Annotated in this window: 12 protein-coding genes and 1 pseudogene; 9 read left to right on the forward strand and 4 right to left on the reverse strand. The window is 69.0% G+C overall.

Features of this window, described 5'->3' with window-relative positions; all coding sequences use genetic code 11:
* Window positions 1-2: 2 nt before the first annotated feature.
* A complete protein-coding gene (locus ACGFIF_RS15455) occupies window positions 3-857 on the reverse strand; it encodes a hypothetical protein (protein ID WP_393154938.1) in 855 nt (284 codons plus the stop codon).
* Window positions 858-931: 74 nt separating this feature from the next.
* Here ACGFIF_RS15455 and ACGFIF_RS15460 point away from each other — a divergent pair, with 74 nt between their 5' ends.
* Together ACGFIF_RS15460 and ACGFIF_RS15465 are read left to right on the forward strand one after the other, a co-directional pair.
* Entirely contained in the window at window positions 932-2,125 is a 1,194-nt protein-coding gene (locus tag ACGFIF_RS15460; protein ID WP_393154940.1) for a homogentisate 1,2-dioxygenase, read from the forward strand.
* A 37-nt stretch (window positions 2,126-2,162) separates the two neighbouring features.
* On the forward strand, window positions 2,163-2,777 hold the full coding sequence (locus ACGFIF_RS15465) for a hypothetical protein (protein WP_393154942.1): 615 nt from the start codon (window positions 2,163-2,165) through the stop codon (window positions 2,775-2,777).
* 15 nt (window positions 2,778-2,792) lie between these two features.
* Here the strand turns inward: ACGFIF_RS15465 and ACGFIF_RS15470 are convergent, their stop codons facing one another.
* Window positions 2,793-3,590: a polysaccharide deacetylase family protein gene (locus tag ACGFIF_RS15470; RefSeq protein WP_393154944.1), complete on the reverse strand. Its 798-nt coding sequence runs from the start codon at window positions 3,588-3,590 to the stop codon at window positions 2,793-2,795.
* A gap of 140 nt (window positions 3,591-3,730) precedes the next feature.
* Between ACGFIF_RS15470 and ACGFIF_RS15475 the strand changes: the two genes are divergently transcribed.
* The 3 genes from ACGFIF_RS15475 (at window position 3,731) to ACGFIF_RS15485 (ending at window position 7,008) form a co-directional block, all read left to right on the forward strand.
* Window positions 3,731-5,539, forward strand: coding sequence for a bifunctional metallophosphatase/5'-nucleotidase (locus ACGFIF_RS15475; RefSeq protein WP_393154946.1), 1,809 nt, complete (start codon window positions 3,731-3,733; stop codon window positions 5,537-5,539).
* Window positions 5,540-5,626: 87 nt separating this feature from the next.
* Window positions 5,627-6,175, forward strand: coding sequence for an RNA polymerase sigma factor (locus tag ACGFIF_RS15480; protein ID WP_393154948.1), 549 nt, complete (start codon window positions 5,627-5,629; stop codon window positions 6,173-6,175).
* A complete protein-coding gene (locus ACGFIF_RS15485; RefSeq protein WP_393154949.1) occupies window positions 6,172-7,008 on the forward strand; it encodes a hypothetical protein in 837 nt (278 codons plus the stop codon). Before ACGFIF_RS15480 ends, ACGFIF_RS15485 begins: the two co-directional genes overlap by 4 nt.
* Before the next feature lie 40 nt (window positions 7,009-7,048).
* Here the strand turns inward: ACGFIF_RS15485 and ACGFIF_RS15490 are convergent, their stop codons facing one another.
* On the reverse strand, window positions 7,049-8,026 hold the full coding sequence (locus tag ACGFIF_RS15490) for a hypothetical protein (RefSeq protein WP_393154950.1): 978 nt from the start codon (window positions 8,024-8,026) through the stop codon (window positions 7,049-7,051).
* Window positions 8,027-8,122: 96 nt separating this feature from the next.
* On the opposite strand from ACGFIF_RS15490, the gene ACGFIF_RS15495 reads away from it, so the two are divergent.
* The 4 genes and pseudogenes from ACGFIF_RS15495 (at window position 8,123) to ACGFIF_RS15510 (ending at window position 11,870) form a co-directional block, all read left to right on the forward strand.
* The gene (locus tag ACGFIF_RS15495) at window positions 8,123-8,818 is read left to right on the forward strand and encodes a FadR/GntR family transcriptional regulator (RefSeq protein ID WP_393154952.1); all 696 of its coding nucleotides are present in this window, start codon (window positions 8,123-8,125) and stop codon (window positions 8,816-8,818) included.
* A complete protein-coding gene (locus tag ACGFIF_RS15500) occupies window positions 8,815-9,558 on the forward strand; it encodes a creatininase family protein (RefSeq protein ID WP_393154953.1) in 744 nt (247 codons plus the stop codon). The genes ACGFIF_RS15495 and ACGFIF_RS15500 overlap by 4 nt, the downstream gene beginning before the upstream one ends.
* A 210-nt stretch (window positions 9,559-9,768) precedes the next feature.
* On the forward strand, window positions 9,769-10,275 hold the full coding sequence (locus ACGFIF_RS15505) for an alpha/beta hydrolase family esterase (RefSeq protein ID WP_393154954.1): 507 nt from the start codon (window positions 9,769-9,771) through the stop codon (window positions 10,273-10,275).
* 219 nt (window positions 10,276-10,494) lie between these two features.
* Window positions 10,495-11,870: pseudogene (locus tag ACGFIF_RS15510) on the forward strand (AbgT family transporter).
* Here the strand turns inward: ACGFIF_RS15510 and ACGFIF_RS15515 are convergent.
* Window positions 11,863-12,441, reverse strand: coding sequence for a nicotinamidase (locus ACGFIF_RS15515; protein WP_393154955.1), 579 nt, complete (start codon window positions 12,439-12,441; stop codon window positions 11,863-11,865). The pseudogene ACGFIF_RS15510 and the gene ACGFIF_RS15515 sit on opposite strands and share 8 nt — an antisense overlap.
* Window positions 12,442-12,443: the final 2 nt, after the last annotated feature.

A 12,443-nucleotide genomic window follows, 5' to 3' on the forward strand; every position in this document is an offset into this window, starting at 1 on the left:
GCTCACACGGTCTCCAGAAGCCTTAGCGTGGTGAGGTCGTGGCGGGGTTCTTCGATGCTGCAGGAGCCGAACGAGGTGAACCACCGGCGGGTGCCGGCCGCCTGGTCCTCGGTCAGCTCGCCGGCCCGTGCGGCGAGTGCGTCTCCGTCTCGCGAGGCCAGTACGGCGGCCACCTCGTCCAGCGAGGCGCCGTCGAGGGACGCCCGGGTGGCGAGCAGCACGTTGAGGAACCCGTGATGCTCGAAACCGGTGTCCGACGCCGTGTGCCGGACGGCGTTGTGCAGACCGGCCGTGCACTTGAAGGCGACCTCGCGGTCCAGGCACGCGGTGATGAACGCCGCGACCTGGCCCTCCGTCGGGAACAACGACGCATCGAGCCCGCCGGTCCGCAGTTTGGCGGCGTACCCGGCGTCGGCGACCACGTCGAGAGCGCGCTCCCAGGCACCGTCCAGGCCGACCTCGACGAACGCGTTCTCCTCGTCCAGGCAGTCGTCACAGGCCCTGACCACCCGGAGTGCGTTGCGGGACAGGTCGTCCTCGTTCCGCAGCCGGACCTCGACCGCTTTCACCTCGATGTGGGTGGATCGGTCGCCGTACCGGACCGCGGGCTCGATCCCGCCGGCGCCGCCGGTGATGACGACCATGACCTCGAGCGGGCCGGGGCCGGTGCGGGCGGCCTCCGCGGCGACCTTCATCAGGTCCTCGTCGGTGCAGACGAACGATCCGACCAGGTCGGCGTACGCCGACTGACGATGCACCCGGTGCGCGGCGACCGCCTCGGTCAGGGGCAGATCCCCGGGCGGGAACATCGCGGCGTCGTCGACCAGGTGCCGGAACAGGGCAGGGACGGTTGACATGGGTCCGAGCCTAACGGATGCTTTCGGTAAGCGGACGCAAGCGTTCGACTATCGTACACCCTGGAGCAGGAGCAATGACGTTCTACCGGCAGGTCGGGCAGGTTCCGCCGAAGCGGCACACACAGTTCCGGAAACCGGACGGCGGGCTGTACTACGAGGAGCTGATGGGGGAGGAGGGGTTCTCATCGGACTCGTCGCTGCTCTACCACGCCGGCGTACCGTCCGCGATCGTCGATTCGCAGGTGTGGGCGCTGCCCGACCTCGCCACCGTCGCGAACCACCCGCTCACGCCGCGGCACCTGAAACTGCATGACCTCTTCGCCGACACATCGAAGAGCAACGCGGTGGAGGACCGCCGGCTGGTGCTCGGCAACGGTGACGTCCGGATCTCGTACGTCGTCGCCGAGCAGCCGTCGCCGTACTACCGCAACGCCATCGGTGACGAGTGTGTGTACGTCGAGAAGGGCACAGCCACCGTCGAGACCGTGTTCGGCGTACTGAACGCGGTCGAGGGCGACTACGTGATCATCCCGCGGGCGACCACGCATCGCTGGCTACCGGGGGAGAACGGTGTCCACGCCTACTGCATCGAGGCGAACTCGCACATCGCTCCGCCGAAGCGGTATCTGTCCCGGTACGGGCAGTTCCTGGAGCACGCGCCGTACTGCGAACGGGACCTGCACGCGGCCGCCGAGCCGTTGGTTGTGGAGGGCAATGACGTCGAGGTGCTGGTGAAGCACCGTGGTAGTGGTCCCGGTGGCATCGTCGGCAGCCGGATGACGTACGCGACACATCCGTTCGACGTGGTCGGGTGGGACGGGTGTCTGTACCCGTACACGTTCAACGTGAGCGACTACGAGCCGATCACCGGGCGGATCCACCAGCCGCCGCCGGTGCACCAGGTGTTCGAGGGGCACAACTTCGTCGTCTGCAACTTCGTACCGCGGAAGGTCGACTACCACCCGCTGTCGGTGCCGGTGCCGTACTACCACTCGAACGTCGACTCCGACGAGGTGATGTTCTACTGCGGCGGCGACTACGAGGCGCGCAAGGGCTCGGGTATCGGCCTCGGCTCGATCTCGCTGCACCCGGGCGGTTACGCGCACGGTCCGCAGCCGTCCGCGATCGAGGCCTCCCTCGGTGCCGAGCGGTTCGAGGAGCTCGCGGTGATGGTCGACACGTTCCGCCCGCTGGAACTCGGCGAGGGTGGTACGGCGGTCGACGACGGCGTCTACGCCTGGACCTGGGCCGGCCGCCGCCGCGACTGACCCGACGCTGGACGGGATCCTGTGGGATTCTGGGGCGGTGAGTGAGGACGGGTCATTTGTCGTGGGCATCGACCGTGAGGCGCTGCTGCGGCGGCGGGAGATCGTCCGGAAGGTGCAACGGCGCGGTGCGTGGGTGACGCTGGCGATCGGTGCAGTCGGCATCATTGCCGCCCTCTACGCGCTGATCGCCTTCCAGGGCGCGGGTCTGTGGCCGTTCGCGTTGCTGCTGATCGCGGCGATGGCTCCGCTGGTCATCAGCACGGTCCTCGTCCTCCGGCTCCAGGCCGAGCGGCAACGCTGGTACGACACCAACCAACTGCAACCGGTCGCCATGCGGATGTCCCCGAAGGCACTCGAGTTGGCCTGCGAGGGAGCGGCGTACCCGGTCGTCCTGCCGTGGCCGACGGTGAAGGGGTTCCGCCAGGAGAAGCTCTTCGGCCAGTACGCGCTGGAGCTCGAGTTGGCTCCAGGCGTGGGTGCGACGACCGCCGGCGTACGCGGACTGGACCAGCCGGCGGTCCGCACTGTGGTCAAGCCGAACCCGCTTCTCCGTCCGACCGGACTGTTCCTGGTGAAGGCGCTCGACCAACCGGTCCACGTCATCGACCAAGCCCTGAAGCACTTCTCCGGCGGCCGCGCCGGCGTCAGTTGACGGGCAGGCAGTTCGCTAGCAGGGCAGGGCGACGTACCGGTAACCCTGGCGGGTGAGCTTGGTCAGCGCGCTGTCCAGGGCGGCGACGGTTTCGGAGCGGTTGCCGCCGCCGTCGTGCATCAGGATGATCGCGCCCGGCCGGGCTCCCTGCAGGATGGCTCGCTCGATCTTCGCCGTACCGGGCTTCGACCAGTCCAGGGTGTCGACGTCCCAGAGCACCTCGCGCTGGTGGTACGACGCCGCGACCGCCGCGACGTGCGCGTTCGTGTCCCGGAACGGCGGCCGGAAGCATTTCGACCTCACCCCGGTCAGGATCTCCTGGCGCATCTTGGCCGCCGGGAGCTTGGTCAGCATCGGGTGGTCCCAGGTGTGGTTGCCGATCCGGTGACCGGCGGCCCGGGTGAGCGCGACCAGGTCGGGATGCGCTGCCGCCTCCCGGCCGAGGACGAAGAACGTCGCGTTGGCCTGGTGTTTCGCCAGTACCTGCAGGACCTTCGGCGTCCACTCCTGCTGCGGACCGTCGTCGAAGGTCAGGTAGAGGACCTTGCCGTGTTTGGTCAGGTTCCAGTCGTCCGGCGTGGCCGTGGTCGACGTACGGCGCTGCTGCCGCGGGCGCTGTTGTTGCTGCTTGCGCGGCCCGGCCGGGGCCGGCTGACGGACGGCCGGGATGGCCAGCGGCGCATGGGCCGATGCCTTGACGACAGGGGCAGCGCTGGTGATCGGGTCATCGGCCGGTTCGGCGGCCTGGGCGAGAACGGCACCGCAGAGGAGGGCGGCGACCAACGGCAGAAACTTGGCGGGCGGCCTGGTCATGACGGGCATCTTCTCGTGTCGCCCGGTTCAACCTGGGCATCGGGTCGGCGCGTGTCGCCCGTATCGTGTGCGGTCCAGGCCGGCGATCCCGGCCCGACCCGACACGGTGACGCGGACGGATGAGCGGTGAGCGGACGACGATGACGAGACGAACAGTGATCGGCGGCGCGGCCGCCCTGGCCGCGGCCGGATTCCAGACGGTTCCCGCGTACGCCGGACACGAGAAGACCATCCGGCTGACGGTGATGGGGACGACCGACCTGCACGGCAACGTCTTCAACTGGGACTACTTCAAGAACGCCGAGTACGACGACTCCGCCCACAACGACATCGGGTTGGCCAAGGTCTCCACCCTGGTCACCGCGGTCCGGGACCGGGTCGCCGCCGACCGGCGCGCACCCAGCCCCCTGTTGCTGGACGCCGGCGACACCATCCAGGGCACCCCGCTGTCGTACTACTTCGCCAGGATCGAGCCCATCACCGGCGGCCACCTGCACCCGATGGCCGCCGCGATGAACGAGATCGGGTACGACGCCGCGGCCCTGGGCAACCACGAGTTCAACTACGGCCTCGACATCATCCGGAAGTTCCAGCGGCAACTGGGCTTCCCGCTGCTCGGCGCGAACGCCCAGGACTGGACCACCGGTCTGCCGGTCTTCCCGCCGTACGTGCTGAAGCGGGTGCACGTGCCGGGCGAGAAGCCGATCACCGTCGGCATCCTCGGCCTGACCAACCCGGGGATCGCGATCTGGGACAAGGCCGTGGTCGAGGACAAGATCAAGTTCGGCGGCGTCGTCGAGCAGGCGTTGGTCTGGGTGCCGCGGGTCCGCAAGGCCGGTGCCGACGTGGTGATCGTCGCCGTGCACTCCGGGATGGACCTGTCCTCGTCGTACGGCGACGCCCTGCCGGTGCCCGAGAACGCCGCGGCCCTGATGGTCGAGACCGTCCCCGGCATCGACGCCGTCCTGGTCGGGCACGCGCACCAGGAGATCCCCGAGCGGCTGGTCACGAACAAGGAGACCGGCGAGCAGGCGGTACTGACCGAGCCGCTCAAGTGGGGGATGCGGCTCTCGCTGATCGACCTCGACCTGCGCAAGGAGCGCGGCCGGTGGAAGGTCGTCGGCCGGCATGCCCAGGTGCTGAACGCGAACACCGTCGACGCCGACCCGAAGGTGGTCGCCGCACTGCAGCAGGACCACGACACGGTGATCGAGTACGTCAACTCCAAGATCGGCACCTGCACGGAGGCGATGTCGGCCGCGACGGCTCCGTGGGAGGACACCGCCGCGCTGGACTTCGTCAACTTCATCCAGGCCGACGCGGTCGCGAAGGCCCTGGTGGGCACGCCGCAGGCCTCGCTGCCGGTGCTGGCGATCGCGGCGCCCTTCAACCGGGCGGCCGCGATCCCGGCCGGTGACGTCTCGATCCGCGACGTCGCCGGGCTGTACGTCTTCGACAACACGCTGCTCGGCGTGACGATGACGGGGACGCAGGTCCGCGAGTACCTGGAGTTCTCCGCGCAGTACTTCAAGCTGATCAGCGGGACCGGGCCGTTCACGTCCGACCAGGTCACCAACGCGCCGACGCCGACCGCGCCGATCGGGACGCCGGACTACAACTACGACATCCTCGGCGGGCTGACGAAGCCGCTCGCGTACAAGATCGACATCGCCAAGCCGGTCGGCTCGCGGATCACCGATCTCACCTACGACGGGGACGCGGTGGCGGCGGACCAGCAGTTCATCGTGGCCGTCAACAACTATCGCCAGTCCGGCGGCGGCAACTTCCCGCACATCAAGACGGCCCCGGTCGTGTACAACCGGCAGGTCGAGATCCGGCAGCTGATGATCGACTACGTGATCGCCACCGGGACGGTCGATCCGTCCGCGTTCCACACCGGCGACTGGTCGCTGGTCTCCGGCGGTGCCCCCATCATCGTCAACCGTTGATGTAATCAACCGCCGTACCCGGACACAAACCGGGGTATGACGCGATCACTCACGATGACCCGGCTGGGGTCTGGGGAGGTCAGACCGATGTCCGAGTCTCCCCCGGACCTCCGCCTGGTCCGCTTCGAGGACCTGTTCACCTGTCACCACGACGCCGTCCTGCGGTACGTCGTACGCCGCCTCGACCTCCGCGACGACGCGGCCGATCTGGTGGCCGAGACGTTCCTGATCGCCTGGCGGCGACTGGACGACGTACCGGAGGGCCAGGCTTTGCCGTGGCTGTACGGCGTCGCGCGGCGGGTGCTGGCCAATCACCGCCGGGGCGAGACGCGGCGGCACGGCTTGGCGGACAAGCTGCGTGACGACCTGCGGGCGATGACGGCGGTGTCCGAGCCGAGCTTCGAGCTGCAGTACGCCGCCGAGGCGTTCCGGCAACTGTCCGACGCCGACCGGGAACTGCTGTCGCTGGTCGCGTGGGAGGGGCTCGACACAGCTCAGATCGCCGCGGCCCTCGGGTGTTCCCGCGGCACGGCCGCCGTACGCCTGCACCGCGCTCGCCGCCGCCTCGAACGGCTGATCGACCACTCCACTTCCGGCCGCGCGACGGCCGTTCCCGCGCGAGGAGAACAAGCATGAGCAAGCCAGACACTCTCGACCTGCTCCGGCAGCTCGACCCGACCTCCGGTGACGATCCGGCCGGTGCGGTCAGCGAGACGACGCGCACCGAGCTGCTCAGCAGCATCACCGCCTCCGACCCCTTTCCCGCCCGCGCTCGGACTCGACGGTCCCGACCGGTGGTCCGCCGGCTTGTGCCGGTGCTGGCTGCCGCCGCTGTCATCGCGGCCGTCGCGGTCACCGTCGTCCAGCTGCCGGGCGACTCCCGGCAGGAGGCGCTCGGGCCGGCTCTGTCCTTCACCACCGAAGGAAAGTTCCTGAAGGTCCGCATCGTCGATCCCGAGGCGGACTCGGCCCGCTTCAACCAGGAGTTCAAGGACCACGGCCTGGACATCAAGCTCAGGCTGGTCCCGTCGTCCCCGTCCGCCGTCGGCCGGCACCTCGCGGCCGTCTTCAGCCCGGGCGCGAAGAACATCGAGACAACCCTTTATCCGGCCGGTTGCGACGCCCCGCCGACCTATCCGTGCGTCCCCGAGTTCACCATCCCGCTCGACTACAAGGGCCAGGCCGAGCTGGCGATCGGCCGCGCCGCGAAGCCGGGGGAGAAGTACACCCTCGCCGGTCAGATCGACGGCAAGGGTGAGCCGCTGCAGGGCGTGAAGTACGGCGGGATGACGGTCGGCGCGGTGGTGAAGATCCTCGAGCAGCGCGGCTACACGGTCCCGGAGTACCGCGTCACCACCGGCCGGCAGACCGAGACCCGGATGGCCGTCCCGCCGACCTGGATCGTCGGTGGGGCCTTCGCGCTGAATTCGAAGCAGGTCGTCCTGTTCGCCGCACCCCCCAAACGCTGACACCGAGCTGACCTCACCTGAGCCCGTCGCCTGGACCGGCTCAGGTGAGCCATTCGCAGAAGCCGCAGTCGGCGGAGTCCGCGGCCAGTGGCCAGGCGGATCGCGGCTCCAGGGAGCGCGCGATCTGCTCGGCTCTGGCGTCGTGCCACCGCTGGACGTCGCCGCCGTACGTCCCGGACCTGACGTAGGCCCACTGGCGTTCCTCCGCGTGGACGAAGTACCGGGTCTCGCCCTGCGCACCACGGGCCTGCCACAGGTTCGGTTCGAGCTCCGCGCACTGCGTGACGGCACCGTCTCTCAGATCGTCGAAGCCGGTGCACGGGCGCTGGTCGGGGGCGAGGGTGCGGATGCTGACCTCGATGTCCGCGATCCGGGAACCATCGGAGACCGGCTCGAACACCAAGTAGTCGATGCCGGTGCTGGAGTAGCCCACGCTGTACGGCCAGGTGCCGTCCAGGTCGGTCTGCAGGGGTCGTTCGACGACGGATTCGATCCGCTCCTGCTCCGACCGCACACTGAACAGCTTCGCACCGGCGGGAAGGCCGGCGAACACCACACAGAGGATCGCGATCAGGACCGACGTGAGCGTCGGCCGGCTCCACTGCCGGTGTTCGCCTCCAACCGGCTGGTCACGCTGGGACCGGTAGCAGCTGTTGACCACGGCGGCGCCGGCGAACACGACGGCGGCGAGGAAGAGGAACAGGTGAGCCTGCCCGAGCGTGAGCCCCCACACCGCCCGCAGCAGCAACAGGAGCGCTGCCGCGGCGCCGACACCGAAGATCGCTCCGGCCCGCAGGCGGATCGAGAGGACGACGACGGCGATCGCCGCGACACCCCCACCGGCGAAGACGCCGTACGCCACGCCTTCCAGGAAGGCCAGACACTCCTCGTCGAACGAGCACCCCCGTGACGACACCTTCCCCACGACCACTCCGGTGACCACACCGGCCCCGAGTCCGATTCCGAGGGCGCTGACGACACTGAGGGCGGCCGCGGCCGACTGACTGCGTTGCTTCACGGCAGCACGTTATGGGCCGCTGCGGTCCACCCGCCTGAGCAGAACTACTCGCACGAGGCCTTGACCAACAGAAAGGCTAAGTGATTTAGACAGTTTGTGAGTTACTCAATTGGCGAGGCGCCACCCAGCCTGTCCGACCGGTTGACCGAGTCCATTCTCGACATCATCCGGGCGGGCGGGCTGGGTCCTGGGGACGCGATTCCGTCGGCCCGGGAGTTGGCCAAGCGGTTCGCGATCACGACGCCGACGGTCCGCGAGGCGCTGCGGAAGCTGGAGGCGACCGGGGCGGTGGAGTTCCGGCACGGTTCCGGGACGTACGTCGGGCCGACGATCAACAACGTCGTCCTGGCGAACCCGCACCGCCCGCCGATCACCAAGGCGTCGGTGCTGCAGCTGATCAGCGCTCGCCTGGTGATCGAGCCGGCCATCGCCGCCCAGTCCGCCACCGCTCGGCAGCCGGAGAACCTGGAGCGGCTCGAGGCCGCGGTCACCAATGCGCTCATCCCGCCGGGCGGTCCGCCGTTCGCCTTGAACTTCCACGTCGAGCTGGCGGCCGCGTCCGGCAACCCGCTGCTGCAGGAGGTCTTGGCTTCCCTCCTGAAGGTGCGGGTCCGCGAGCAGCAGCAGATCCGTGCGCTGTACGACAACCGCGAGCGCGATCACACCGAGCACCAGGCGATCGTGGCGGCGGTCCGGGCGCAGGACACCGAGCGGGCCGAGCGCCTCACCCGCGAGCATCTGGACAACATTCGCCAGGCTGTCGAGGCTGCTGACTTTCCGGAGTTGTCATGAGGCTGGCGGATATGACGACCGACGAGGCGGCCGAGGCCGTACGGCGCTCGCCGCTGGTGATCATCCCGGTCGGGGCGCAGGAGCAGCACGGCGGCGGGATGGCGATGGCCACCGACTCCGTGCGGGCGGTCGGCGTCGCCGAACTGGTGGCCGAGCGGCTGGCCGGTCGCGCCGTCGTCGCACCGGTCGTCCCGTACGGCGTCTCGCCGCACCACATGGCCTTCGCCGGGACTGTGACGTTGTCCCCGGCAACTTTCATGAACGTGATGCGGGACGTGATCGCCGGCCTGCGGGGACACGGCTGGTGGCAGTTCCTGGTCGTCACCGGACACGGCGGCAACAACGCCGCGCTGTCCGTGCTCGCGCAGGAGTACGTGCGCGAGGATCTCACCTTCGCCTGGACGCCGATCACCTCTGTGGTGTCCGACCTGATCGTGGACGTCAGTGAGGTCCACGGTCACGCCGGCGAGGCCGAGACCGCGCAACTGCTGTACCTCGCCCCGGAACTCGTCCAGGCCGACCGCCTGGAGCCCGGCGCCACCAGGCTCGACGAACTGACCACACCGGCCCGGCTGTCCCGGCAGGCGCGTGGGCCGCGCATGTCCGTCGGGTTCGACGCGTATCACAAGCGTGGCGTGCTGGGAGATCCCCGCCGTGCCACTGCCGAGGACGGCCGACTCCTGGTCGAGACGGCCGCCGACCGCATAGCCGCCTTCGCCGACGACCTGCTCTCGGCCTGACACAAATCCCCTTCACACTGGATCCCGCCCGATCCAGGCGCGAGCCTGCCCGCCCGCAGGCCGCCTGCCCCTGAGGAGGCACCCTGATGAACCTCGCACGCCCTCGAACCCTCGGCGCTGCTGATCGCGGCCGGCCTGTTGACGATCGGGTTGCCCTCGGCAACCGCGGTCGCTTCGGCTGCTCGCAGTACCGGTTGCGGCAAGCAAGCAATGTCCACCGGCGACTACGAGGTGGTGAGCGGTGGTATCACTCGCACCTACCGGCTGCACGTCCCGGAGAAGTACACCGCCGTCGGTGACGAGAACAAGCAGGCGTGGCAGGGAGCGCCGTACTCGGCTGCCGGTGTCGACGACGTCAAGTTCACCGCCGACCTGCTGGACAAGCTGGAAGGTGAGCTCTGTGTCGACACGGATGCCGTCTACGCGGCCGGCAAGTCGAACGGCGCCGGGTTCACCGCGATCCTCGCCTGCGAGCTGGCCGACCGGATCGCCGCGATCGCTCCGGTGGCGGGTGCGTTCTACCAGCCGGGCAAGCGATGCGCGCCGAGCCGGCCGGTCCCGGTACTCGATATCCACGGCACCGGCGACACCACGATCCCGTCCGGCGGAGACGTCAGCGCGACCTGCCGAGTGTGCAGACCTGGGTCCGCGACTGGTCGGTCCGCAACCACTGCGACCCGGATCCACGGGTCTCGCAGCAGGGTGACGATGTACTGAAGTACACCTACAGGGGTTGCGCGGCGGACGTCGTACACGTTGCTGTGACTGATGGCGGACACTCGTGGCCCGGGTCTGATGCGTCGTCCGGGCCGGGATACGTGACCCAGACGTTCGAGGCGCATGAGCTGATCGGTGCGTTCTTCAAGGCACACAAGCTGAGGTCATGACATGGCGACGACCACCGACGTGAAGGAGCTGCCACGCCTGGTCCGGGCGATGGCGGTGATCGAGCGGGTCGGCAACGCGCAGCCGCATCCGTTCTGGTTGTTCTGGATCCTGTCCGCGATCCTCGCCGTGGTGAGCGCGATCCTGGCCGCGCTGGACGTGTCCGTGCCGTCGGCTGATGCTGTGCCGAAGGACGGCAAGACGGTCGCGGTGCAGAACCTGCTGTCCGGTGACGGTCTGCAGATGGCGGTGTCGACGGCGATCTCGAACTTCGCCGAGTTCCCGCCGATGGTGACGATCGTGGTCGTGATCATGGGGGTCGCGCTGGCCGAGCGGACCGGGTTCCTGCAGGCGGTGATGCGGGTCAGCGTGTCCCGGGTACCGCATTCGATGGTGGTGTTCGCGGTCGCGTTCGCCGGCACGATGGCGCATGTCGCGTCGGCCGCGGCGTACATCATCCTGGTGCCGCTCGGCGGGCTCGCCTTCCGCGCGGTCGGCCGGTCGACCCGGACGCCTACATCTCGCCGCTGTCGAACTGGTTCTTCAACATCGCCTCGTCGGTGCTGCTGGCGCTGGTGATCACGCTGGTGACCCGGCTGGTGCTGAGCAAACGGACCGACCTCGACGCCGACCCGGACGCGCCTGGTGACGATCCGGACCAGTTGAACCTGTCGGCGGCCGAGCGGACCGGTCTGCGCCGGGCCGGGATCGTGTTCCTGCTCGCGGCCGCCGCGATAGTCGCCGTACTGGTGCCGCAGAGCTCACCGCTGCGCGGCGAGAACGGCAGCATCGTCGAGTCCCCGTTCCTGGACGGGATCGCAATGGTGGTCGCCGTGCTGTTCGGGCTGGTCGGGATCGCGTACGGCGTGACCGTGAAGGCGATCGAGCAGGCGGCCGACGTACCGAAGCTGATGGCCGAAGGGATCAGGCAGATGGCGCCGGTCCTGGTGCTGTTCTTCGCGATCGCGCAGTTCCTGGCCTACTTCTCCTGGAGCCGGATCGGGGACCTGCTCTCGGCGGAGTCGGCCCGGGTGCTCGGCGACCTCGGGGCGCCGACGATCGTGATCTTCCTCGGCATCGTGGCGCTGCTGACACTGATCAACGTGCTGGTGACGAGCGGGTCGGCGATGTGGTCGCTGACCGCGCCGATCCTGGTGCCGATGATGCTGTTGCTGAACGTGCCGGCCGAGACCACCCAGGCGTTGTTCCGGATCGCCGACTCGGGCTCGACCGCGATCACGCCGATGAGCCCGTACTTCGTGATGGCGCTCGGGTCCCTGCAGCGTTACCGGAAGGACGCCGGCGTGGGGACGCTGGACTCGTACACGGTCCCGTTGGCGGTCTCGATGACGATCGCCTGGACGCTGCTGTTCCTTGCCTGGTGGGCGCTGGGCATCCCGCTCGGCCCGGGGGCTCCGGTCAGGTGAGGGTGACGCCGGCGGCGCGGAGCTCGGACAGCGCCTGCTCGGTGGTGCCCGGGGCGACGCCCGCGGTCAGCTCGGTCAGGACCGTCGTACTGAAGCCTGCCTGCCGGGCGTCGAGGGCGGTCGCGCGGACGCAGTAGTCGGTGGCGATACCGCACACGTCGACGTCGGTGACGCCCTTGTCGCGTAGCCAGTCGGCGAGCGCGCGGCCGTCCCCGTGGGACTTGCCCTCGAAACCCGAGTAGGCGGCCGCGTACTCGCCCTTGTCGAAGATCGCGTCGAACGGCTGCGGGTCCATGTTCGGGTGGAAGCTGACGCCGTCGGTGCCGGCCACGCAGTGCCGCGGCCAGGAGTGAACGAAGTCGGGCTCGACGGAGAAGTGGTCGCCCGGGTCGATGTGGTGGTCCCGGGTGGCCACGACGTACTCGTACTGCTTGTCCGCCGGCTCGGCCTCGTACCACTTGTGCAGCAGTTCGCCGATCCGGAACGCAACGTCCGCTCCACCGCTGACGGCCAGGCTCCCGCCCTCGCAGAAGTCGTTCTGCACGTCAACCACAATCAGTGCCCGGCCCATCG

Origin of the sequence: Kribbella sp. NPDC049174, from assembly GCF_043197365.1 — a bacterium.
Taxonomy (GTDB): Bacteria; Actinomycetota; Actinomycetes; order Propionibacteriales; family Kribbellaceae; genus Kribbella.

Bases quoted from the DNA above. Each gene is read 5' to 3' on its own strand.
- ACGFIF_RS15470 (WP_393154944.1), bottom strand. From the start codon at position 3,590: ATGACCAGGCCGCCCGCCAAGTTTCTGCCGTTGGTCGCCGCCCTCCTC.
- ACGFIF_RS15505 (WP_393154954.1), top strand. From the start codon at position 9,769: ATGTCCACCGGCGACTACGAGGTGGTGAGCGGTGGTATCACTCGCACC.
- ACGFIF_RS15515 (WP_393154955.1), bottom strand. From the start codon at position 12,441: ATGGGCCGGGCACTGATTGTGGTTGACGTGCAGAACGACTTCTGCGAG.
- ACGFIF_RS15480 (WP_393154948.1), top strand. From the start codon at position 5,627: ATGTCCGAGTCTCCCCCGGACCTCCGCCTGGTCCGCTTCGAGGACCTG.
- ACGFIF_RS15500 (WP_393154953.1), top strand. From the start codon at position 8,815: ATGAGGCTGGCGGATATGACGACCGACGAGGCGGCCGAGGCCGTACGG.
- ACGFIF_RS15460 (WP_393154940.1), top strand. From the start codon at position 932: ATGACGTTCTACCGGCAGGTCGGGCAGGTTCCGCCGAAGCGGCACACA.
- ACGFIF_RS15455 (WP_393154938.1), bottom strand. From the start codon at position 857: ATGTCAACCGTCCCTGCCCTGTTCCGGCACCTGGTCGACGACGCCGCG.
- ACGFIF_RS15475 (WP_393154946.1), top strand. From the start codon at position 3,731: ATGACGAGACGAACAGTGATCGGCGGCGCGGCCGCCCTGGCCGCGGCC.
- ACGFIF_RS15485 (WP_393154949.1), top strand. From the start codon at position 6,172: ATGAGCAAGCCAGACACTCTCGACCTGCTCCGGCAGCTCGACCCGACC.